The organism is Dyadobacter sp. CY327 (assembly GCF_021390415.1).
In the GTDB taxonomy this organism is placed as follows: domain Bacteria; phylum Bacteroidota; class Bacteroidia; order Cytophagales; family Spirosomataceae; genus Dyadobacter; species Dyadobacter chenhuakuii.
This window is the reverse complement of record NZ_JAJUXJ010000004.1, coordinates 357430-381585: the sequence shown is the minus strand read 5'-3', so window position 1 is coordinate 381585 and position 24156 is coordinate 357430. Positions and strand designations below refer to the sequence as shown.

18 protein-coding genes are annotated in these 24156 nt (G+C 46.8%); 3 read left to right on the top strand and 15 right to left on the bottom strand.

Annotated features, from left to right (window positions below; translation table 11 throughout):
- Positions 1 to 60: 60 nt before the first annotated feature.
- The gene (locus tag LZG74_RS13205) at positions 61 to 960 is read right to left on the bottom strand and encodes a lysophospholipid acyltransferase family protein (protein ID WP_233797039.1); all 900 of its coding nucleotides are present in this window, start codon (positions 958 to 960) and stop codon (positions 61 to 63) included.
- 153 nt (positions 961 to 1113) lie between these two features.
- Here LZG74_RS13205 and LZG74_RS13200 point away from each other — a divergent pair, with 153 nt between their 5' ends.
- The gene (locus LZG74_RS13200; protein WP_233797106.1) at positions 1114 to 1410 is read left to right on the top strand and encodes a hypothetical protein; all 297 of its coding nucleotides are present in this window, start codon (positions 1114 to 1116) and stop codon (positions 1408 to 1410) included.
- On the opposite strand, the gene cobA is transcribed toward LZG74_RS13200, so the two are convergent.
- The 9 genes from cobA to LZG74_RS13155 all read right to left on the bottom strand — a co-directional run bounded on the left by cobA (position 1407) and on the right by LZG74_RS13155 (position 14525).
- Positions 1407 to 2177, bottom strand: coding sequence for a uroporphyrinogen-III C-methyltransferase (cobA, locus tag LZG74_RS13195; protein ID WP_233797038.1), 771 nt, complete (start codon positions 2175 to 2177; stop codon positions 1407 to 1409). The two genes, LZG74_RS13200 and cobA, sit on opposite strands and share 4 nt — an antisense overlap.
- A 79-nt stretch (positions 2178 to 2256) precedes the next feature.
- Complete coding sequence (locus tag LZG74_RS13190) at positions 2257 to 4485, bottom strand: HEPN domain-containing protein (RefSeq protein WP_233797037.1); 2229 nt, start codon at positions 4483 to 4485, stop codon at positions 2257 to 2259.
- Between the two features lie 14 nt (positions 4486 to 4499).
- Entirely contained in the window at positions 4500 to 5744 is a 1245-nt protein-coding gene (locus LZG74_RS13185) for a sulfate adenylyltransferase subunit 1 (RefSeq protein ID WP_233797036.1), read from the bottom strand.
- Positions 5745 to 5835: 91 nt separating this feature from the next.
- Positions 5836 to 6789 carry a sulfate adenylyltransferase subunit CysD gene (gene cysD / locus LZG74_RS13180; protein WP_233797035.1) on the bottom strand — a complete coding sequence of 318 codons (954 nt, stop codon included), beginning with the start codon at positions 6787 to 6789 and terminating at the stop codon, positions 5836 to 5838.
- A gap of 62 nt (positions 6790 to 6851) precedes the next feature.
- Positions 6852 to 7556, bottom strand: a complete 705-nt coding sequence (locus LZG74_RS13175; RefSeq protein ID WP_233797034.1) for a phosphoadenylyl-sulfate reductase — start codon at positions 7554 to 7556, stop codon at positions 6852 to 6854.
- A gap of 24 nt (positions 7557 to 7580) precedes the next feature.
- Complete coding sequence (locus tag LZG74_RS13170) at positions 7581 to 8768, bottom strand: PLP-dependent aspartate aminotransferase family protein (protein WP_233797033.1); 1188 nt, start codon at positions 8766 to 8768, stop codon at positions 7581 to 7583.
- A gap of 80 nt (positions 8769 to 8848) precedes the next feature.
- Entirely contained in the window at positions 8849 to 9967 is a 1119-nt protein-coding gene (locus LZG74_RS13165) for a sulfite exporter TauE/SafE family protein (protein ID WP_233797032.1), read from the bottom strand.
- A 180-nt stretch (positions 9968 to 10147) separates the two neighbouring features.
- Positions 10148 to 12424 (bottom strand): FAD-dependent oxidoreductase, encoded by a 2277-nt coding sequence (locus tag LZG74_RS13160; protein ID WP_233797031.1) that lies wholly within the window; start codon positions 12422 to 12424, stop codon positions 10148 to 10150.
- Positions 12425 to 12497: 73 nt separating this feature from the next.
- A complete protein-coding gene (locus tag LZG74_RS13155; RefSeq protein ID WP_233797030.1) occupies positions 12498 to 14525 on the bottom strand; it encodes a glycoside hydrolase family 2 protein in 2028 nt (675 codons plus the stop codon).
- Positions 14526 to 14581: 56 nt separating this feature from the next.
- On the opposite strand from LZG74_RS13155, the gene LZG74_RS13150 reads away from it, so the two are divergent.
- The gene (locus LZG74_RS13150) at positions 14582 to 14818 is read left to right on the top strand and encodes a hypothetical protein (RefSeq protein ID WP_233797029.1); all 237 of its coding nucleotides are present in this window, start codon (positions 14582 to 14584) and stop codon (positions 14816 to 14818) included.
- A complete protein-coding gene (locus LZG74_RS13145) occupies positions 14815 to 15225 on the top strand; it encodes a putative toxin-antitoxin system toxin component, PIN family (RefSeq protein WP_233797028.1) in 411 nt (136 codons plus the stop codon). Before LZG74_RS13150 ends, LZG74_RS13145 begins: the two co-directional genes overlap by 4 nt.
- On the opposite strand, the gene LZG74_RS13140 is transcribed toward LZG74_RS13145, so the two are convergent.
- The 5 genes from LZG74_RS13140 to LZG74_RS13120 all read right to left on the bottom strand — a co-directional run bounded on the left by LZG74_RS13140 (position 15182) and on the right by LZG74_RS13120 (position 24148).
- A complete protein-coding gene (locus LZG74_RS13140) occupies positions 15182 to 16903 on the bottom strand; it encodes a sodium:solute symporter family protein (protein WP_233797027.1) in 1722 nt (573 codons plus the stop codon). The genes LZG74_RS13145 and LZG74_RS13140 overlap by 44 nt on opposite strands.
- 107 nt (positions 16904 to 17010) lie before the next feature.
- Positions 17011 to 19578 carry a glycerophosphoryl diester phosphodiesterase gene (locus LZG74_RS13135; RefSeq protein ID WP_233797026.1) on the bottom strand — a complete coding sequence of 856 codons (2568 nt, stop codon included), beginning with the start codon at positions 19576 to 19578 and terminating at the stop codon, positions 17011 to 17013.
- A gap of 150 nt (positions 19579 to 19728) precedes the next feature.
- A complete protein-coding gene (locus LZG74_RS13130; protein WP_233797025.1) occupies positions 19729 to 21726 on the bottom strand; it encodes an FAD-dependent oxidoreductase in 1998 nt (665 codons plus the stop codon).
- A complete protein-coding gene (locus tag LZG74_RS13125; RefSeq protein WP_233797024.1) occupies positions 21723 to 22655 on the bottom strand; it encodes a hypothetical protein in 933 nt (310 codons plus the stop codon). The genes LZG74_RS13130 and LZG74_RS13125 overlap by 4 nt, the downstream gene beginning before the upstream one ends.
- Positions 22655 to 24148, bottom strand: a complete 1494-nt coding sequence (locus LZG74_RS13120) for a RagB/SusD family nutrient uptake outer membrane protein (RefSeq protein WP_233797023.1) — start codon at positions 24146 to 24148, stop codon at positions 22655 to 22657. The genes LZG74_RS13125 and LZG74_RS13120 overlap by 1 nt, the downstream gene beginning before the upstream one ends.
- Between the last annotated feature and the right edge of the window lie 8 nt (positions 24149 to 24156).

The following is a 24156-nucleotide window of genomic DNA, read 5'->3' as shown; positions in this document are numbered from 1 at the left end:
GAAATAGTTCCGGAAAATGTCACTTTTCGGAGACTTAGCAATCAAAAAATGGAAGGGGAATCAGTTCAAAGTCTGCTCTGGCTTCAGGCAAGCGGGACGCTTATGTTTCCAGCGACGATGGCTCCAAAGCCAGTTATGCGGCTGACATTGAATATCATTTTCCAAAATGCGAAGCTGTTTTTCTAAAATTTCATTGTTTTTCACCTCCTTAGGACATCCCGTAATCGTTGAAATAGCCACCTGATAGTAACCGCGCTTGTTGGCAACTTTGCTGAAATCGGCATAAAGAACCGTGAGGTTGTAACGCCGCGCAATGGTCTCAACGCCCCGGAAAACGCCCGTGTCCTGGTGCAGGAATCTGGTCCAGAATGCAGTTTTAGGATTAGGGGATTGATCATTTGCTAGCACGACGACGTAAGGTTTATCTCGCGGCTTCTGTAACTCTTTAACAATACAATCCATAGGAACCAGTTTCGCACCAAAACGCGTCCTGAGATCCCTAAACCATTGATCCGAAGCCTCATTCTGCAATGGCCGGTAAACCACAATGCATTCGTGTGTGAAGCAAAGCGATGAAAATAGATTGGCAAGCTCCCAGTTGCCGCGGTGGCCCATCAGATAGATAATGTTCGTTTTATCATTATAAAACTTGTCCATAATGCTGATGTCGCCTTGCAGCCGCTCGCGCACACATTCCGGGCTGGCCGTGCGGAATTTGAGCGTTTCAACAATTAAATCTGTAAAATGGAGCTGAAAATCTTTTGCTATGCGGGATAACTCTGCATCCGTTTTGTCTGGAAAACTGTTTCTTAAATTTTCGCGGATCACATCCCGGCGATAACGGCCGACGCTAAAAATAGACCAGCGCAGAAAATCGGAAAGCCGGAAAGCGTTTTTCCAGGAAAGCTTCGAAACCTGATTTAGGATAAAAAAAAGAAATTTTGAGACAAATAATTGCATGCAGACATTTTAGTGCAATAATACGTATATATTATATCTATATGAAATCCTGGTTTTTGTACGTGCAATTTGTTACATTCACTGTTTCAAAACCAGTTCAATAACGACGTCTTGGAGGGAATATTTGACATAAAGAATGATCGTCGCCTGAGCATGTATTTGTATCGGATGGGATTCGGCATGTGGCTGATGTATCTCGTTCTCGGCGCGCCTGCATTGCATACTTTCAAACATTACCGCCAGGATTGCGGCCTTTTGTCATTCGCATTAATGATCTTCGGCTTCACCGCTTCTATGGTATACGATTATTTTCATCATCACGATCAATATGAGATGAAAAAGAAGTGGCTGTTTATCAGCTATGTCGTGCTGGCAGGGATTATTTACTTCCTGGAATTTAAAGGAAAGGGGAGTGGGATCGATTTCAACTGGATTCTGAGCCTGCTCTAATTCGCTTCACTCGCAACAGATCCTTGTTGCATCAGTTGTTCAATGTGCTTATAGCTCAAATCGGGCAATGCAGCCACTTTTCCAATCACAATTACAGCCGGAGAAGCAATTTCACTCACTTGTGCCAATGCCGCAATGTTGCTGATCTTGCCTGTAACGACCTTTTGATTTGCTAATGTGCCGTTTTGAATGATGGAAATGGCCTCGTCCGATTTGTTCAGGTTTGAATAAATAGAAACAATTTCGTTCAGCTTATGCAAGCCCATCAGGATCACGACGGTTGCCGTGGATTGTGCGGCCAAATGTACATCATTGGAAAGCGCATGCTGTTTTGTTGTGCCGGTAATGACCCAAAAGCTTTCACTTAATCCTCTCGAAGTCAAAGGAATGCCAGCTAATGCCGGAGCTGCATAACTGCTGGAAATGCCGGGAATAATTTCTGATTCAATGCCGAATTGTGCAGCATAAACAACCTCTTCATAACCCCGACCGAAAATGAATGAATCGCCGCCTTTCAAACGGACAACTTCTCCGTAAATACGCGCATTCTCAACGATCAACGCATTGATGTCGTCCTGGGTACAGCTGGTTTTACCAAAACGCTTGCCGACCAGAATTTTAACGCAGTTTTCAGGACAATAATCAAGAAGGGAAGGGTGGGCGAGGGAGTCGTACAAAACCACTTTGGCTTTTCGTAACGTTTTAACCCCTTTCAAGGTGATCAGATCCGGATCGCCCGGCCCGGCACCGATGAGTGTAAGTTTCATATCTTTGGACGGCTTGGCTTTCGGCTTACAGTGATCAAACTAATGTTCGATTCCTGTAAGCCGAAAATCAACAGCCATTTTAACTATCTTTTCCGAATGACAATTCTTGCAAAACAGGCTCGCCCGTTTCAACCAATTGTGATTCACGTGTATTGCGAACGAAATTCAGGAATTCTTCTGCTTTGCTCAGGAAGTAAGTTGCAAATTCCTGTGTAGGCTCGAAATGATTGATGCTGAATGCCAATGAACGGAATGGTGCTTCGGCTTTGTCTTCGCGAGCAAATTCAGCGGGTGTTTCGTATTTGAAATCCTGTCCGAAATGCGTTTCAAAGTCATTTACGATGCCATACTGCGTGTTCAAAGTCACGTCTTTGGTCATTAACAAACCTTTCGCGCCGGTGATCAACACATTATAAGCATGGTAGATCGCATCCGCCCAGATTCCTGATTCGTAGTTTTCTTTGGCAAGATTCAATTTTTCCTGTCCTTCTGTGATCGTCGTAGCCACAAGGTCCACCAGCACACTCGCACATTCTCCAACCCCGATTTCTGTTTTGAACAATTCGTCGTGGTCCCAGTCGCGGTAATCATCGTCTTGCAAAGTGGTGAGGTCTGCAATCGGTTTCAGCAATTGGAAGAAGTAATTTTTGGTCTGACGCTGGTAATATTGGTTAAAATATTCGCCATCATATGCATTGGCTTCAAAATCATTGAAAATCGTGCGTAGCGCCTCAGGGCCGCGTTTCGTCGGAACTTTGATCACTTTATCGCCGATCAAACCGATGCCGTCACCAGTGAATCCACCGCCCAGCAAAACCTGCAATGCGGGAAGAACCAGCTTGCCGTTTTTGATAGAGCTTCCGTGGAAACCGATGTTGGACGCATTATGCTGGCCGCAGCCATTCATACATCCGCTTATTTTGATCTTAATGTCCTGATTGTAAATCATTTCAGGGAATTCGTCACGCATTACATCTTCCAGCACGCGCGTAATTCCATAACTGCTTGAAATAGCCAGGTTACAAGTGTCCGTTCCCGGGCAAGTTGTAATGTCCATCGTGCTGTCAAAACCAGGCGCTGCAAGTCCCAATTTTGCCAATTCATGATAAAGTGCGACCAGATCTTCTCCTTTTACAAAACGAAGAATATAACCCTGATTAACCGTCACACGAATGTCATCCGCAGCATATTGACGAACCAGATCCGCAAGCTGACGTGCCGTATCCGAATGCATATCGCCCAAAAGAACGCGCAACTGCACCGCATACCAGCCTTTTTGTTTTTGCTCGAAAGTGTTGGTTCTCAGCCATTTTGTGAAAATATCAAGCTTTTCCGCTTCAATGCTTTGAGAAGCAATGTTCAGGATTTCTGCTTCTGTCAAAGACGGACGCGGTGCGAAAGTGATTGATTCCATTTCCTTAGTTCCAAACAAATCTTCTGGAATTGTAAAGATTTTATTTTTAACAGCAACGCGTTGTTCCTCAACCCTGGCCATCATTTCTTCCAAACCGATGTCAGCCAAAAGAAACTTCATACGCGCCTTATGACGACGCACGCGCTCTCCATATCGGTCAAAAACGCGGAGCAATGCTTCAATAAAAGGAATTACTTTATCTTCTTCGAGGAATTCAAAAGCCGTTTGTGCAGAAAAAGGCTGCGCGCCTAATCCGCCGCCAATCAGCACTTTGAAACCTTTCACCGTTTCGCCCGCTTCGTTCACGCCCATTTTAGCAATAAGCCCGACGTCGTGAATGAATGCCAATGCTGAATCTTTTTCGGAAGATGAAACGGCAATCTTAAACTTCCGTCCCATATCCTGATTGATCGGGTTACGGAGGAAATAGCTGAATATGGAATGCGTGATCGGCGTCACATCGAATGGTTCATCCGGGTCGATTCCGGCGATCGAAGACGCCGTTACGTTACGGATTGTGTTTCCGCAAGCTTCTTTTAATGTAATGCCTGCGTCTTCAAGATCAGCCCACAATTGCGGCGAATCGGAAAGTTTTACAAAGTGCAGCTGAATGTCCTGGCGCGTGGTTGCGTGCAGGTTACCTGTTGCAAATTTGTCGGAAGTGTCCGCGATCCTGACAAGCTGGTCCGCCGTAATGCGACCGTAAGGCAGCTTGATACGGATCATTTGAACGCCCGGCTGGCGCTGGCCGTAAACTCCGCGTGTAAGCCTGAACTTACGGAATGCTTCCTCGGGTGTTTCGCCCGTGTTAAATGCATTGATTTTTTGGTTCAAATCAATGATATCTCGCTTCGCAACAGCGGATACTTTGTCAGAAATCAATATTTCGCTCATGGTGATAATTTCTTTTATTCGATCATGCAAGCTCCTACGGTCACATTTGACGTTTCGTCGATCAGGATCGCTGCGCCGTTAGCGCGGTTTTTCTGATATGGGTCGTAGGCGATGGGTTGTGCTGTTCTTAATACAATTCTGGCAACGTCGTTCAGTTTCAGGCTATCAACCTCATCCAGCTTTTCGTAGGAATTAATGTCAATTTGGTATTCAATGTCGCGGATAGAACATCTTGATCTCGCTGTTCCGTGCTGCAACACATATTTATTGCCCGCTTTCAAAGTCTTCTTATCGTCCATCCAACACACGAGCGCCTCAATATCCTGGCTCACAATCGGTGAATTGGTAACAGAAACGATGGTGTCGCCACGGCTGATGTCCACGTCGTCTTCCAGCAAGATCGTCACAGATTCTAAAACAGAGGCCTCTTCAATTTCGTTTCCGCCAAATTCGATTTTAGCAATCCTGGATTCGGTTTCCGAAGGCAAAACTTTGATCAAATCGCCTTTTTTAAATGTTCCGCTTTGCACACGTCCCGCATATCCGCGGTAATCGTGCAATTCTTCCGTCTGCGGGCGGATCACATATTGAACCGAGAAACGGCCGTCGTCCTGATTCTGATCTTTCAAAACATTTACATTTTCCAAAACAGAAAGCAATGTTTCGCCTGTATACCAGGGCATGTTCACCGATCTGTCGACAATGTTATCGCCATTCAAGGCGCTAACCGGAATCAATGTCAGGTCTTTGATATTCAATTTCGAAGCCAGTTCCTGGTAAGATTTCGCAATCTCCAAAAACGCATCTTCCGAATTGCCAACCAAATCCATTTTGTTAATCGCCACAATCACATGCGGAATGCCAAGCATGGAAGCAATTAAAGAATGGCGACGGGTTTGTTCAACAACGCCGTGACGCGCATCGACAAGAATGATCGCCAGATCTGCGTTAGAAGCACCTGTAACCATATTTCTGGTATACTGAATGTGTCCCGGCGCATCAATGCTGATAAACTTGCGGTTGGGTGTCTGGAAATATTTGTAAGCCACATCAATAGTAATGCCCTGCTCACGCTCCGAACGAAGGCCGTCCGTAAGCAACGCCAGATCAATTTCCCCCACATTGCGGCTCTTACTCGCCCGCTCAATGGCCTCCATCTGATCCGCCAATATATTTTTTGTATCGTAAAGCAAGCGTCCGATCAACGTGCTCTTGCCATCGTCCACGGAACCTGCTGTTATAAATCTTAGTAAATCCACAATATTAATGTTGAATGATTGAATGAGCGAATGAGTGAATGACAGCTACTGTCACCCTGAGCGGAGCCGAAGGGCGTCCACCAAAGCTAACTCAGAAGTACCCCCCCTTTTTCCTATCTTCCATCGCCGCTTCCGTCTGCTGATCATCGATCCGCGTCTCACCTCTCTCACTAATCCTGGAAACAGTAATCTCAGCAATAACCTCGTCCAACGTCGCAGCACTCGACTCCACAGCCGCCGTACAGGTCATATCACCAACCGTTCTGAAACGAACCTGACGCGTGACAATCTGGTCGTATTCGTCTTTTTCGATAACAGGGGTGTTGTTCAGCAATTTGCCATCTCTCAAAATTAATTCACGCTCGTGAGCGAAATAAATGGATGGTAATGTGATGTTTTCTCTTTTCAGATATGCCCAAACGTCTAATTCTGTCCAGTTAGAAATCGGGAAAACGCGCACGTTTTCACCTTTATGGATTCTGCCATTGAACAAATTCCAAAGTTCAGGCCGCTGACGTTTCGGATCCCATTGACCAAATTCATCACGGAATGAGAAAATACGCTCTTTCGCACGTGCTTTCTCTTCATCGCGACGCGCACCGCCAATGCAGGCATCGAATTCAAATTCCTCAATTGTATCCAGCAAAGTGAAGGTTTGCAGCCAGTTACGGCTTGCATTCTTGCCGGTTTGTTCTTTCAAACCTTTTGCCTTAATGGTATCTTCCACATAGCGAACAACCAGTTTTGCGCCGATCTGTTCGGCCAGTTCGTCGCGGTAATTTATCGCTTCAATGAAATTATGTCCGGTATCAACGTGCACCAGTGGAAAGGGGATTTTTCCAGGCGCAAAGGCCTTTTGAGCCAGTCTTACCAATGTGATAGAATCTTTTCCACCTGAAAACAACAATGCAGGGCGCTCGAACTGGCCTGCGACCTCACGCATAATGTAAATCGCCTCGGCCTCCAACTGGTCCAGATAATCGGGTGACTTGCGTCGCGCTTCCTGATCGCTGATATCCGACACTTCTTTAACTGAAATTGACATATTCTGAATAATTGTTTTTCTATAAAATCGGCTAATACTGCCCGTTTATGGCATTCTGCAGATTACTTCGCGTGCAAGCCACATTCTTTTTTCGATTCATCTTCCCACCACCAACGTCCGGCGCGGAAATCTTCGCCTTCCTGGATCGCACGGGTGCAAGGCGCGCAGCCAATGCTCACGAAGCCTTTGTCATGCAATGGGTTATAAGGAATGCCATTCGATTTAACATACCCTTTTACCTCTTCAAATGACCAATGCAAAATCGGATGAAACTTCACCAACTGGTGCGCCTCGTCCAATTCCAGCTGCGGCATATCATGTCGGTTTCCTGACTGTTCTGCCCGGATGCCCGTAACCCAGATCTTTGCACCTTTCAAAGCCCGGTTCAAAGGTTCCACTTTGCGGATAAAGCAGCATTCCTTCCTGTTTTCAACCGAATCGTAAAAACTCAAAGGTCCTTTCGTGCTGACCAAAGTTTCCACAGAATCTGTTTGCGGATAGTAAACCTTGATCTTCGTATCGTAACGATTATTCGTCTTTTGCAGCGTCATATAAGTCTCGCTGAAAAGCCGTCCCGTATCCAGGGTGAAAATCGTAATGTTCAGATTATTCTTTAAAATAAAATCTGTAATAACCTGATCTTCATAGCCCAGGCTAGTCGAAAACACAACCTCGCCAGGAAAAAGATCCGCCAGAATCGCCAGCGACTCCGTCTCACTCTTGCCCTCAATGGCAGCGTTTAAAGAAGATATTATTGTTTCGTTCATGGTGAATATGGCAATCGTCTTAACTTAATCTAATATATCACTTTTCACCGACACCTCCACGGCGTTGGTGAAGTCCTCTATTAAATCTTCAATATCTTCCAGGCCTACTGAAATGCGGATGAGGCCTTCGGTGATGCCTAGTGCTTTTTTCTCCTCCGGTTTTAGTTTGGCGTGGGTGGTTGTGTTTGGGTTGGTTACGATGGTTCTTGTATCGCCTAGGTTTGATGATAGAGAAGCAATTTCCAGTGCATCCATAAATGCGGAAACACGCTCAAAACCACCTTCCAGATCAATCGTAACAATGGCGCCACCGGCTGACATCTGTTGCTTGGCCAGTTCGTGCTGCGGGTGCGATTCCAGGAATGGATATCTTACCGACTTTACGTCCGGATGCTTTTCCAGAGCTTCTGCAAGCGCCAATGCGTTTGAACAATGTCTGTCCATTCGCAATCCCAATGTTTCAAGACTTTTAGTCAAAACCCAGGCATTAAATGGCGACATGGATGGGCCTGTCTGGCGGCAGAAAAAGCGTAACTCTTTGATATATTCTTTTTTACCGACAACAATTCCACCCAAAACGCGGCCTTGTCCGTCCATATATTTTGTAGCAGAATGGACGATCAAATCGGCGCCGTATTCCGCAGGATTTTGCAATGCTGGTGACGCAAAGCAGTTGTCAACGTTAAATATCAGGTTATGCTTCTTGCAAAGTTTTCCAACCATTGCAAGATCGACCAGATCCAGACCTGGGTTTGATGGCGTTTCCAGGTAAACCATTTTGGAGTTCGGCTGAACCGCAGCTTCCCAATCCGCTTCGCTTGCATCCGCGTCCAGGTAAGTGTATGTGATGCCCCATTTGCTCAAAATCTGCGTAATTACCTGATGCGCAGAGCCGAACAGTGCACGGCTGGCGATAATGTGATCGCCGGTTTTGAGTAATGCAGCCATACTTGCAAAAACAGCTGCCATACCCGTTGCGGTTGCAACGCCATCTTCACAATCTTCCAAAAGACAAACCTTATCAACAAATTCCTGCACGGTAGGATTTGAAAAGCGGCTATAAATGTTGCCTTCTTCGGTTTCCTCAAAAAGTGCTTTTCCTTGTTCCGCACTTTCAAATGTGAAGCTGCTTGTCAGGAACAATGGAGTTGAATGCTCGCGATACTTGGTTTTCGGCGTCTGCGTGCGTATCGCTTTGGTTTGTTTTTTCATGATTCGAATTCATTGGCTGTTACTTTCAGCCTTTTTTGTTTTAATATAAAAACTAAGTGCGCTCATTTAGAAAATGTCTTTTATAAACCGCTCAGCACCATATAAATGATCCTCAAACTCACAATAATAATCACGGTTCCAACCATTATCATCATGGTTTTGATCGGTAGTTTTCTGGATAAGTTTGCGGCGATCGGGGCAGCGGCCATACCACCCAATATGAGCCCGAGCACGACCTGCCAATGCGAAAATCCGATGAGGCTGATGAAAGTAACTGAACTTGCGAGTGAAACAAAAAACTCCGCCAGGTTGACCGATCCAATGGTGTATTTCGGGTGACGTCCGCGGGCGATCAATGTAGATGTTACAATAGGTCCCCAGCCGCCGCCGCCGATCGAATCGAGCGTTCCGCCTGCCATCGCCAGCCAGCCGATCTTGGTCATTGGCTTCTTTTCAACTCGCTTCTTTAACGCTTTCTGGATGATAAGAATTCCCAGAATCAATGTATAAACAGCCACTAAAGGCTTGATAACGTAAATGTATTTTTCAAAAGAAGATAGGAGGTAAGCACCCGTAATAGCGCCTAAAACGCCAGGAAAAAGGATTTTTTTGAAAAGCTTGCTGTTCACATTCCCGAATTTCAAGTGCATATAGCCCGAAACCCCGCTGGTAAATATTTCAGAAGTGTGCACGCTCGCGCTCACAGCCGAAGGCGGAACGCCCAATGTGAGCAGAAATGTAGCTGCCGTAACGCCATAGGCCATGCCCAATGCGCCGTCGATCATCTGCGCCACGAAACCGCCCAAAACATAATAAAAGAAACCTTCACTCAATTCGAGTTCGTTCCAGAGAACAGTCAGGCGGTCGTAAGTGAAGAAGGTGAAAAGCAGGTGACCGAGGACCATTAACGCTATCGCGGAGAAGATGTTAACAGCAACTTCGGTGCGTGTTCTTTTACGAATGGTGGCCGCCCAAATTTTCTGCTGTATGGTTTCCCAAGTCAGCGGCGTTTTTGTATTATTCCTTGTTGGTTTGTGCTCAGCTTCAATTGGCAAAGCAACATTAGATGAAGCATTAAAACGAACATCGGATTCATCAGGAAGATCGCGCAGGAAAACCACCTGACCCTTTGCCCGGGCGAGAGTCGCCAGGCGCCGATCTTCCTCAGGATCACCACTTGCGATGTAGGCTACATCCAAAGATTCCCAATTTTTATCCGATGAGGGTGTAAAATCCGCCGCTTCCTTCAAAGTCTATGTAGTATACTATTATTATAGAGTAATCAAGCAATAAAATAGCAAACAAATGTTTGCTATTTCGGGTGCCAAATTTAAGATCAAATTATTAGTTTTCAAAGAACAAAAATCTCCCGGCGGAGATCAATAGCAGCGGATCTGGAATAAAGCGGCGGCCGTTTGCGGGTTGGCATTCGTCACTTTTATTTTCAAAAACCGGGTTTGGATAGGCTGGTTGAGGGAAATGGTTCGGTGGGAAAGGTGATTATCATGGATTTCGCCCACGATTTCATCCTGATCATTACAAATTTCAATATCTGTTGCGCAAAAGGGCATAACCGTTTCGGGATGCACGTAAATGACATTTTCCATGGGATGGTCAAAATCGGTGTCGAAACAAATGTCGATTTTTTGAATGTTCACCGGCGCTTCCCAGCGGATGGTGACCACCGGTTCGGCATCATTGAAGTCGGCAACCCATGCATTCGGACTGGCGATGGGGCGGTTGTGAATATTTTTCAAATTTTCAGGTTCAAAAAGGGCAATCGGTTCGCTGAGACTGAATGCCAGATTGCGGCCTTCCGGCCTGCGCTGCGGGCACCAGAATTCGAATGTGTCCACGCCAATGTCTTCCATCGGCTCTTGTTTTCCGTAGTTTGAAACAGCCGGATTGGTTGCATTAAAGACAGTCAATAAGCCCGTTACGCGTTTTTCGCTATATTGGATTTTAATGTTCGGGTTTTTGATAAATGAAACAAAAGCATAACCAGCATCTTCAAAAAGAGCCGACCAGTAGAGCTGAATTTCATGTTTTCCAACATTCAATTCAAAAGACTTTGTTTCGAGCGTAACATCCGGCGTGTGGTTAAATGCCTTGCTGCTTTTTCTTAATTCAACCACCAGTTCAGTGTCGGCCGATGCTTCCACCCAAACGGTTACGGATGGCATTTTCCCCTGAACAGGCAACAATTGCGCGACCGAATGTTCGATAACCGCCCAATGATCCGAGCCCGGAAGATCTTTTAATTTCAAACTGGAGGAAGCGCTTATCTCAATTGCTTTCTCGACCAGATTTTCTGAATCAGCAATGTCAGTTTGTGGCAAATATTGACCTGCTCGCCATAACTCCAATTGCAATTCTTTCAAATGCTGTTCACCCACCTCACGTGGCGAGCAGTTATATTTTTTCGCAAGCGCAGCCGCGACGGCGACCGCCTGACCGCCCATTGCGCTGGTGGCCATCACGCGGGTGGACGCAAATGCTACGTGCGTGGCGCTGATAATGCGGCCTGCGATGAAGAGATTATTGATGTTTTTGCTATAAAAACAGCGATAGGGAATGCTGTAAACGCCTTTGCTATGCCATTGATTACAACCCGATTGATCACTGTAAACGCCATCGGCGGGATGCAGGTCCAGGCTCCAACCACCAAAACCGACCGTGTCCGGAAAGGCAGTTTGCTCTACAATGTCCTGCTGTTTTAACAAATAATCCCCTTCAAAACGCCGGCTTTCGCGTTTCCCCGGAATCGTGCCGACCCATTCCAATGTCATATTTTCAGATTCAGGAAATGCACCTGAATTCTTAATGTAGTTCCAGGCACCATAAACAACCTTCCATAATTCCCACTTGATTTTCTCCGTATCATGCACAGTATCAAGTCTCCCGCCATATTCCAGCCACCATAGCCGACAGCCAAAATCTTTCGGATTGAATGTCTTGTAACGCGGGATCTCCGTAATGTCCTGCAATGCATACGAAGGCGGAATGAACTTCACAGGACGGCCTATGTCCTTGGAATAGAAATACATAGAATGCCCCAGCAACTCGCCATAAGCCTTATCCGGCGCAAATTTTTCGCCAAATTCTTCCATGGATTCCGCGCCCATCCGAAATGCCGCACCTGAAAGGAACCCGACAATCCCATCCCCGGAGGCATCGCAGAAAAGCGGTGCGGTAACCGTGTATTTAGTGCTGTTTTGAGAGCAAAATGCGTGGACGGCCGTGATGGTTTCAGTCTCTGTATTTTTGTCCAAATCATAGACTGCAGTGTTCAGCAGCAATGTAATGTTCGTTTCTTCAATGACCTTTTCCAGCAAAACTGTGTCGAAAATCAGTGGGTTACCATCCGGATTTCGGTAAATATTTTCGAGCATGATCTCGTCGATCACGCCGCCTTCGCGGGCCCAGCGGTTGTTGTTGCCCATGTGCGAGGTTGCGCCGAGGATCCAGAGCCGCACTTCGCTCGAACAATTGCCGCCCAAAACCGGCCTGTCCTGGATCAATGTCACCTTCACGCCAGCCCTAGCCGCCGTAATCGCCGCACAAGTGCCCGTTAGTCCTCCTCCTACAATCACCAGATCTGCCGCCGATGCAATGGTTTTGGGTGCTCTTTTCTCAGATGCTTCTTCGCGTATCATTTTGTAAGGTCATTAGCTCCACTCTGCATTTGCAAAAACCGGAGCCGTTGCAAAACCAGAGCGCGTTTTATAATTATTTCAATTCAATGTCTGTTTCTATGCTGGTAAAACCGGTCGGTTTCGAGATATTAATGTGCAGTGTCTTATCAAAACCAGCGACCGGAATGTCGATTTCCTTTGCTTCGCCCGGCTTTATTTCCGGTAAATCAATGGTCCGGCCGTTGGCTTTCAGCTTATAACCTTTGATCGTTCTTGCTGGAAAATCGCCGCGGGCGGTCAGACGGACGGTTAGCAAATGCTGACCTTGTCCGCCTGCTTTGAAACCTACTTTTTCTATGGTAACCGGTGAATATTCATTTTGATGAACGCGGTAAGCAGCTCGGAATGAGCGGTCGGGGCCGACGATGCCCCAGGGGCGATAGCCGTTTGCATTCGTCCCATGATGGCGGCTTTGGTAATCATTATAAGTCCACCAGGAAGTGCCCACAACATAAGGTCGCTTGCGGAACTCAACCATCAGATCCGTAATGTGTTGCGCCTGAAATGCTTCGTCTTTCGCATCCGCCCGCACGCCCCATTCGCTTACCAAGATTGGCTTGTCGGGATAGAGCGAATGAATGTGGTCCAGGACTTTGGCGTGGTTTCCGTAAGTGTTGGTCGAGATGAAATCCACGTATTGACTGGCCTCATCTTCCGGTTTTTTGGGTAAAATATTGAGGCGCATGGAAGCGAATGTGTAGAGCCGTGTGGGATCAAGGGATCTGGCAAATTCGATCATATCCTTTGTCCACTTTTGTCCCGCAGGCTGCTCGGAAAGATACTCATTACCAACACTATAAGCGATTACGCTCGGGTGGTTCCAGTCTCTTTCCGCCATTTCGGTAAACTGTGATTTGAACTTCGCCCGCATCGAATCATTGTCCATTTGATTGGGCGTAAGCTGCCAGTTTCCGGCCTCCGTAATGATGAGCATCCCGTGTTTGTCGGCCAGGTCATAGAAATATTCGGAAGGCGTGTAGTGCGTCAAGCGCTGGAATTCCATGCCGGCTTCCTTCATCAGTTTGAAGTCTTTTTCAATCAGCCAATCGGGCTCCACGGAGCCGAGTCCCGGATAATCCACAACCCGGTTGCCGCCGCCAACGCGAATAGATTTGCCATTCAAAAGCAGCTGTGCTTTCTTTACTTCCACTTTTCTTATTCCAAAATGCGCAGCGATCGAGTCTTCGCCCACAGCCACTTTAAGCTGATATAAATTCGGCTCATCCAGATCCCACAACTTCACCTGCACAGCCGTTAATGTGGCTTCGGCTTCTATAAAACCCGTTTGCCCAGCCGGAATGCTCCCCGACTTGCCTTTCACATTTACGGGAATCACTTTTCCATCAAACAAAACTTTATAACTGACCTTCGGCGACGCGGCAGCCTTAGAAGCATTGCGGATTCTGATCCTGGTTTTCAAAGTTGCATTGCCCTTTGCCAGGTCCGGTAGGGCATCTATTTTCAGGTTTTCGGCATACACTTCGGGCTCGATGGTCAGGTAAACGGGACGCACCAAACCACCGTAATTCAGCCAGCCCATGAAAGGATCATTGATGTTGCCATTGTCCTTCGCACCCGGAATCGTGCCCGGTTTCCACGTATCATTATTAACCGAAACCGCCAGCAGGTTATCGCCATCTTTCAACAAATCCGTCACATCGAAGCTGAACGGCGTATAACCGCCCTCATGCGCACCGACTTTCTCATTATTAAGCCAAACATTCGTCTTATAATAAGCCGCATCAAAATGCAGGATCACACGCTTTCCGGCAACTGGTTTCCAGGCAAAAGTCTTTCTATACCAGGCCGTTCCGGTATAATGTTCAAAGCGCGGATCCGAAGAAAAGCAATGCGGCACCGTCACCTTGTCCAGCCGGTTACTCTCCGCCAGCTTGTCCATATACCATTTCCCCTTCAATCCCATCTCAGCAGGATCCATCGCAAAAAGCCACTCCCCATGCAAAGGAATCGCATTTGGCTCCCGGATTTTGAACTGTGCAGAAGCAGATTGCCAGATGAGGCAGGTAATGATGATGAGGAGTTTTTGAAATTTATAGTTCATAATGAGCGTTGAAAGAATTCAAGAGAATAGGTTATTTTTGTAAAAACAGATCACCCATGGCAGCAACACAGATCGTTCCGAGCCGATTAAGCAATATTCAAATCGAACTTTTGAAGCTCTATCCATATAGTGTTTCCGAGAAGGAGTTGGGCGACATCCGAAAAATGCTGGCTGATTATTTCGCCCAAAGAATAGATTCAGAAATGGACCAGCTTTGGGAGCAAAATAACTGGAATGAGCAGACCGTCGAAACCTGGAAATCAGAGCATCTTCGCAGTAAGACTTCCAAATGAAAGTAATTCTCGATACGAATGTTCTGCTGATTTCCCTTCCTGTCAAATCCAGATACCGGCCTATCTTTGATGCTTTGAAATTCGGCAATTTTGAAATTGTGGTGAGCAATGATATTCTGCTTGAATACCACGAAAAGATTGGTGAAAAGACCTCACACGAAATAGCTGACAATGTTATCAAGCTCATTTTGTCGCTCGATAACTGTACATTACAAACCACTTTTTTTGAATGGGGATTAATGCATAACGATGAGGACGATAACAAATATGTTGACTGCGCGTTAGTCGCTGGCGCCGACCATCTGGTTTCGGAAGACCGCCATTTTAATATTCTCAAAAACATAGAGTTTCCTAAATTATCGGTCATTCGTGCGGATGATTTTCTCGAATTGTTGAAACCTCAATAACATTAACCCGCCGGGAGGCCACAAACGGAATTGCTGATGAAAACAGCACTACCGTTGCTACAACCGCCGTTATCAACGTCCCGGAAGTGGTCATTACACTTAATATGAAGAGCATTATTGCCGTAAAAAGCAATGCGCCGGCGATTACTTGCAAGCCAAAGCGGTTTTGGCGTTTGATTTCTATGGCTTCTTCTTCGTTGACTTCCAGGGCGTCGATGCGCTTTTGTTCTTTGGTTTCCAGGTAAGTCAGATATTCTTTGGCGATGATGTCTTTGGAGCTTGCCCAGAGTTCGTAGGCTAATAAAAGGAGCAAGGGAAGGCCGACGCCGACGATCGTTTCCATGCCTCTGGATAGTTTAAAATCCAGTAAGATGGGCGCTAGGATTTTAAAGAAGAGATTGACAGAAAGGCCGATGCCGGTGACCCATAAAGTAACTGTGCTGTTGAGTCTTTTGGAAAATAAGGCCCAGAGCGGCGGTGCGAGAAGCGGGCCGCCGGAGATAGCGGAAATGCTTAAAACCACTTCCACGATGCCACCGGCTGCAGGAACCAGCAAGGCGATGCCGATCATTCCCAAACCAAAAAACCAGGAAGAGCCGCGGGCAACCCGGATGAGCTGCTTGTCGGAGGCCTTTGGGTTGACCATTCCTTTGTAAATGTCATTGGTGAAAACGGCGGAGACGACGTTCAATGCGGTGTTTGCGCTTGCGGATGTAGAGAAATACATGCCGGTCAGCATTAGCCCCAGCAAGCCGGGCGGCAACACCATTTTACAGATCATTAAATAGGCATTTTCTGTATCCAGGCCCGTTAATGTTGGGTTGATAGCCTTGTATATCATAGGCGGAAACATCCATATCACCGGACTGATCAAATACAAGCCAGCAAAGAGAAAAGCGACTTTTTTAGCCGATTTTTCGCTGTCGACGCTCGTGTAGCGCTGCACCATAGTCCAGTTTCCGCCGATGTAGCAAATATGGTAAATGACAAATGCGGCTACGAAACCGATAGTGTATTCGCCATTTAAGAGATTGAAAAAATCGTCGGGAACGGCCTTGCTGAAACCTTCCCAGCCGCCGACTTTATCAAAGGATAGGGGAAGCAAAATGAAGACCGCTGCGGATAGAACTACAAATTGCAGAATGTCCGTCACCATCACTGCCCAAAGCCCGCCGACTGCCGTATAAGCAATCATAAAAAGCCCCAATCCAATCGTACAAGGCACCAAAGGCAAGTCCAGCGAAGCACTAACAAGTTTGGCAACGGGATACAAAACAGAGCCTTTGATAAACACGGAAACCAATGTGAAGATGAAAATGTAAGTTTTCTGCACGGGCAAGCCCAGGCGCTCGCGGATGAATTCGGCGGCGGTTAATGCGCCCGTTCTTTTCCAGCGTGGTGCCAGGTAAAGGGCGGTGATCAATGCGCCTATGCACATGGTCCATTGGATGGTGATGGCGACCCAGCCGTGTTTGTAGGCGATGGAACCCCAGGCCACGAATGTCCCGGCCGAGAAAAAACTCATGAATAAGGACAGCCCCCCGATAAACCAGGGAACCGCCTCTCCTCCGGCAAAAAAAGATTTTAAATTCCGTCCCGTTCGCGCAAATAACATCCCAATGCCCATCACGAATGCGGAAAAGACTAGGATGACGGCAGTATCAATGGTGTTGTTCATGAATTAAGGTTAATGCTTTTTTTACTTTTTGAAGGGCGTTGGATTGTCCTCATCACTTTTACTTGTCACCCTGAGCGGACCGGGCCGCTCAGGGTGACAGGCATAGGCTAGTTTTTTACCTCCAAGGTTCTCAGACCAAATGCTGGAATTGTAATTTTTTTAATAGTTACCAATTCGTCAGATTCTTTCCATTTCATCCCAGCTATCTCTTTCAAGTCGCCAAGCTTACTTTCATCAAGTTTCAAAGCAAACTCAGTCGCCACAGGGCTGTTATTCAGCAATGTTACGTAAATGCTATTTTTTGAAGTCGACCTTGCCGTGATCACGTCAATAGCAGGTTTGTCGGCCACAGCGAATCCTTCCAGGATCACAAGCCTGGCTTTATCGCCATAAACTGTCCCTGGTTCGAAGCCATATGTTTGGTGCGGGCCTACTTTTGGAGCGACGAAGCCTCTTGGGAATTCAATTTTTCCATTGGACCTCAGTGCTACTTCTGAGAGTAAATAATCCGTGATCCAGCCGATTTGCCACCAGGCGTGGTGGGGGTAAGGCCCCGCACCTTTGTTCATGGCTTGCCAGTAGTAGGATGCGACGCTGGTTTTGCTGTCTACGAATGCGTCGCGTCCGATGGCGGCGGACCGGGCCATGTCGGCGAAGATTTGCTCGCCGGTTAATTGATGCATTCTTATGAAAAGCCCTGCATGACTGGCCAGCTGAATAGGGCCAAGGCGTGTTGCCGAACCGAAAATGCCGCCATGTTCGAAGCTCAAACCCGTCTGACTGATTTCCCAGTCTTCCCTACTGTTCCCATTGACTTGCTTAATGTTCCTATTAGCAATAGGATGCGTATAGATTGAAGCAGTATAGATTTTTGCACAGGTAACTGCCGCATCCTGGTATTTTTTATTTTTGGTCAAATCATAAAGATCCAATAGAGCCTGAGCCGATTGTCCGGTAGCAAAATCGGGAGCATAGCGCGCATCGCCGCACACACCCAGGAACGAGCCGGTTTCGACGGCATTTTTTACAAACCAATTCGCACCTTTTTGTGCGGCTTTCAGGTATTTTTCATCTTTTAAAATGCGGTAGGCAACGATCATTCCGTAGAATGTGGGTCTCACATCTTGAATGTCTTTGAATAATTCCTGCTCATTTTTCCTGTCGTAGGCTACGGCCCAGCTGCCGTCTGTGTTTTGCCATTTGAGTAATTTATCAGCTCCTAAGCGCAATTTTTCCCTTAATTCACCATTCTCCGGCTCGAACAAAAGCATATTCCCCATGTCCAGTAACACATAATATGTCAGTGCGATAGGTTCCACGACTTCACCCCATTCTTCGACGAATTTTTTGCTTTTGGCTAAATAATATTGCCCTTCGATGGCTCCCTCAAAGAAGCCTTTATTGGTCTCTTGCTGTACTAATTTGAAATTTAATGCAGGCGGCAAAACCTTTTCCTTCAATTCAGGATCGTTGGTTGCATTGGCCAGCATCCACATAGCGCCGTAATCGGCGTTTTTCATGGCGTCTTTGTTAGAGCCGACCACGCCGCCAAGGTAAGATTGTGCGCCGATCTGCTTGCCTTCGTATTCTTCAATGTTCCAAAGCGACGTTTTCGGATCCGTGAGATAATGGTGCATTTTTTCGATGCGGTCGGTGAGGGCCTGCTTGCTTTGGCGGAGGCTTAATGTTTCGTGGAATTTGTAAATGTCGTTTGCCGCATGCTTGATCGCCTGGAACCAGTCGCCGGCGATGAGGCTGTAACGGAATGAGTAGGTAATCTCTTCACCAGCATTTAGTTCTGATTTTGGTTCGCCCAAAACCGGATAGTATAATGTAGGTGAGAGCTGCGATTTCCGGTTCATGTGCGACAGCCCAAGGTGCCAGTCCGTTTGTGAGACTTTATCGTTTGCCCAGGGATCTCGCGCGAGTCCCGGATTGGGAATAACCGACAATGTAATTCCGTTTTTTGTGCTGATCAGCGGGCTTAATGTTGTTGCGCAGCGTTCGCGATAAACCACCGGACGATCCGGAATTCCGTGTCCATAAGCATAGGCGAGGGCGAAATTACGCTGTATATAATTACCCTGAAAATAGCCCGGTACAGATGCCCAGGACATTTGGTTTGGAGTGACAAAAGCCAGGGTGGGTGTTGCCAGTGAAAAATAACCCTTCTTTTTTGGGATAAGCCGCATGGTAACCTGAATGTCCGTGGGATAATCGGGATCTAATTTCCAGGTCGCTTTAACCGTCGCTACTTCGGTTTCTTTCGTGAATTCCAGCTCATTTTTTTTTGCCGAAAGATCCGCTGGTAAAAAGCTAAAAACCTGCCCGGCCTTATTCAGTGAAACTGCCGTGGTGCTTTCTTTCCATTGGCGTTCCTGATAATGGTAGTTGTCTTCGGGGAATGTTCCGCCAGTCGTTTTTTCAAACGTTTCGGCCGGTTCGTCGGAAGGTTTCGTCTCCGCGTAAAGCAGCGTGTATTCTCCGGAAGGCGTCAGCCCTTCAATCCATTTGCCATCTTTTTTTACCAGTATTTTATTGATCGACCAGTTTTTGCTGTCGTTTTTAAACTGAATGCTAATGTGATCATTCGCAAGGCTGACAGGCGTTTTGCCCTGACCTAAAACATAATTGATTGATCCTAAACACAGAAAAATGGCAAAGTATAATTTCATTGTTACTTTATTTCATTAATAAAATCTTTGGTTCCTGCGATGATAAGAAGGCTTTGACTGCCCATTTTGTTGGGTCAAAAGCGCCTTTTGCGGCTTCATATACTTTCTTCATTTTTCTAACCGGAAAAAAACAGCAAGCTATTTTTCTTATCAAGGCTGAGGCGCAGGGGTTTCACCTTTTAGAATGGCCATTAGTTCGGGTAAATGATCCTGGTAAACTCCTCTGGGCGTTGTTTTATATTTTGTAGTTAAATAGGCAGCAAAACCTACCACTTCTCCCATCATTCCACAGGTGCGCATGACCCGCGTGCTGCCGAATGCCACGTGCGTGGTGCTGATGTTCCTGCCAGCGACGAATAGATTTTGAATGTTTTTGGAATAAAGGCAGCGATAGGGAATGGTGTATGGCGCTACTTTAATGTGTTTGGTTCCCGCGAAAAACTCCTGACCTTCAAAGTATTTGCTGTTTTTAGCATCTGGGAAATGCAGATCAATGGTCCACGTTGCCGTTACGGAGCCGTCCGGATAGAACTTGCCCTCCTGAATGTCCATCTGATTCAGAATGTGGTCACCGATAATGCGGCGCGATTCGCGTTTTCCGCCAATGTAAGCTACCCACGCAAGCTCCCGTTTGGCATATTTCGCGGCTTTGTTCTTTTTCAGATAAGACCAGTTTCCGTAGATAGCGCGCAGGTTATGATCACGGATTTTCTCCGCGTCGGTAATGGTGTTGAAATTGCCAAAACCTGTTTCCCACTGCCAGTCAGCCTTGGGTTCGTCAATGTGGTATTCATCGGAAAACTGGATGGCCCAGGGCGTTTCGGGGAATGACGAAACTGTGTCACGTTCCAGTGAGGCCCATAAATTGGATGTTCCTAATGTGAAATCATCGGCCTTTTCGGCAGCGAGCGATTCGCCCGTTTCTGCCTTGCTTTCGCGTCCCATTCTAAATTCTGCGCCGGCCAGATAGCCTATTGTTCCGTCGCCGGTGCAGTCAGAGAAGAAGGAGCCGGTGAAGCGCATTTCCTTGTTTGTAGCAATGTCGCGGCCTACAACTGCGGTAATGATATCGTTTTCTTTTTCAACTTTATAAACGTGGGTGTTCAAGAATAGTGAAATGTTTGGTTCTGCTTTTACAATCGAAATTTTACGAGCATCGCCATATTCTTTGGCATCCGGATTCCCGTTTCCGGGATCGCCATTGTCCATTTCTCTTACAATCCTTCCAAGTTTGGGATAATGGTTTTTATCGACATCGCCCATCAAATGCACCCGGATTTCGGAGCTGTTATTTCCGCCCAGGACCGGCCTGTCCTGGATCAGCGCAACTTTTAGTCCCATCCTGGCTGCTGAAATGGCCGCGCAGGTTCCCGCAATTCCTCCGCCAACCACCACCATATCAAATCGGCCTGCCTCGGCTGGTTTTTCGGTGAGGTTCAGCAGTTTCTTGCGGAATGTCGTTAATGCTTCAAATTCGTTAGGAGGCGTAAATTTTAAATCGTCGGTAAACAGGATCGCGTCGCAGCGGCCGTTGAAGCCGGTTAAATCTTTAATAGACAACTTCGCCGAGCCAGCTTTAATGTCCGTTTCGCCACCGTCATACCATTTCCAGGCATCGGATCCGCTGGAACCGAAAACCGGTCCAACTTGCTTGCCGTCGATAATGATCTCAAATTTCCCCGGCCCTTTCGGAAAGGGCGCCCAGTCTTTGGTACGGACCCACATTTTGTATTTTCCCGGTTTTGCGAATTTGACGGTTGTAGCAGCATCTTTCACCGGCCTGCCCATTCCATGCGCCATAATGTAGGATGAGCCCATCACCACAAAGGACTGCTGGTCAATCACCCATCCACCTTTGTCCTCAAATGATTCTGTTTCTACAAAAACATGATTTTGCGCTGACGAGCAAAAGGTTAGGAGCGTTAGGAGCAGTGTGAAGATGGGTGCGGATACCCCGGACTGAAGTCCGGGGATATGAAATGAAAAGGTGCCGACGGCACTGGTTGCTACATTCGGTTTTGAAGGCCTACAAAAAGTGCCTACCGCACTGCCTAGCCACTTCCATCCAAACAACAGGCAAAAAGTGCCATCGGCACGACCAATACTGCTAGCGTCGGGTTTCAACCCGACGAAATATGGGTTTTTCATGGGTTCAGGATTTTGTTAATGAGGGATATTTGTTCGTCGTTGGATTTGGCCAGCGCGGATTTCAGGTTGTTTTTTAGGGATTCGTCGAGGGCAATGGTGTTCAGCTTTTTCAGAATCGATATTTGCAGGGCATATGGAGACCTTTGATAGGTTTGCCAGATCCAGTTCTGTCTTTTTTGTCCTGAGAAAAAATCGCTGCTCAGGCGCTGCAATGTATTTTTTGCGATGAAGACATTTTTTCCATCAATCACTTTCTCAATATCAGGCTCAAAAGTTTTCTTAACATTTCCTTTTGCATCCATCACTTTTTCCATTGCCCAATATTGATAATGGTAATTGTTGCTCGTCAGAAAGCGATGCAGTAAGGCGTCGCTCTGGTAAGTTTCAATGATCTTCTTCATTTCTGGAACGACCGTTCCATATGCAATGTTCCAAAGCGTGTAACAGGTGTAAACAGCGCCGTCGATCACATGATTTTTGATCGTTTTCAATGTTGCGCCTGTCTTGGCATCAACCGAATCGGACAGGTCATCGGTGCCTTTTGTGATCAGATCTTCCATTTTCAGATCGGCAAAAATGGAATTGGGCTGAGCCAGAATATCCTGCAACTTGTCATAATCTTCCTGCCTGAATTCGTCGTGATCCACTTTGGTCAGCACTTTGTTTTTGGGCAGATCGAAACGTTCATAATTACCCAGTAAATCCCAGTAGAAGTTGATATGCACCGGTTTGCATTCATTTGTATAGCAAACCGGCGTGAAAATGTTTCTGAAAAAATACTGCGGTTGCCCCTTCTCATCCAGTGCGAGTTTCAATGTGTAAGTCAGCGTGTCATTTTGCACGATCGTAAATTCACGGATCCTGTCATTTCCTTTTGCAGAAAAATGATGGATCGTGGCAACCAGGAAAATGATCAATATGCTTTTCATTACTTCCAGTCCGGGTTTTGTTCAATCTTTGCATTCGCATTGATCTCATCCTGCGGAATCGGGAAATAGCGATTTTTTGCAGTTACATTTCTGACCGGATATACGCTGTTTACCGCTTTTGGAATAACAGTCAAAAACTTTCCGGTGCGGGTAAGGTCATACCAGCGGTCGCCTTCGGCAAAGAATTCCCACGCGCGTTCCTGCAAAACGGCTTCTATAAATGCATCTTTGGTCAAACCAGTTTTCAAAACAGGCATGCCAGCGCGCTGGCGTACTACGTTAATCGACTCATAGGCAGCAGCAGTAGCACCATTCAACCGCGCTTCGGCTTCGGCGGCGATCAGGTAGACATCCGGCATGCGCAGGATCGGAATGTTTGGAATCAGGCCAATGGTCGACACGGGGTCCTGGTATTTTTTGATCAAAACACCCTCTGTTGTGATGGGGGTAATGCTTCTTTGCGGCACCGTTTTTCCGGCTTTGTCAATATAATTGGTGTCTAAAAGCGTTCTGCGTTTGTCTTTTGGATCAAATGAATTGAAAAAAGACTGGTAAGCAAACATGGATCCGAACGAAGTCCGGGCATACTCGGGTCCAGCGCTTCCCGGAGGGCCGCAAAGGCCTACCAGCTGGTGGCTCAATCCTGGTGAAACAGGATCAACTTCATATGCAAAGATGTTTTCCAAACGCGCAGCATCCTCATTATCATAGCGGTATACGTCCTGAACATTGGGCAACAACGCATGTTTATTAGATGCGATGACCAGCTTCGCCTTTGCCAACGCGGTGGCATAATCCTCATTATATAGCGCTGCTTTCGCATAAAGTGCAAGCGCAGCTTCGTTCGACGCACGACCTTTTACAACTGCCGGGAAAGATGGAAGTCCCGCTGACGTGGCCTGGTCAAGGTCGCTGTAAATTTGCTTGTATACATCTGCTTTCGGGCTTTTGGCAGTCAATGCCTCCTCTTCGGTGTAGCTGGGCGTGATCTTCACTGGCACGTCGCCGAAATTTTTGGTCAAGACCCAATGATAGAATGCGCGTAGGAAATATGCTTCGCCCAAAACTTGTTTTTTACGAGCTTCGTCCATTGTTGCGCCCGGCACTTTAGCAATTACCCAGTTGGCCTTTTCAATGCCGCTGTAACACGACTGCCAGATCTGTTGGGGCGATTCATTTACCCGGCTGTTGCTTTTTTGGGTCGTGTAGTTGACGTCGTAAGTGAACATTGTCAACGTGTTACGACCTACCACACCGCGGGGGTAAGTTTGGTCATCGCTGAAATCGGCAACTAATGTGAGTGTCGGTGCGCCGCCGAGGCCGCCCAATGCGCCGTAAACTGCTACGAGTCCTTTTTCAGCGTCGGCTGCGGTTTTGTAAAAATCTTCGGTATAAATAGACGAATATATCGTTTCGTTCAGCTCGCAGGATGGCAGCAGCAAGGAGGCTCCCAGTATGCTCAGCGTAGCACTTAGTTTTAATGCTTTTCTCATGTTTCAAA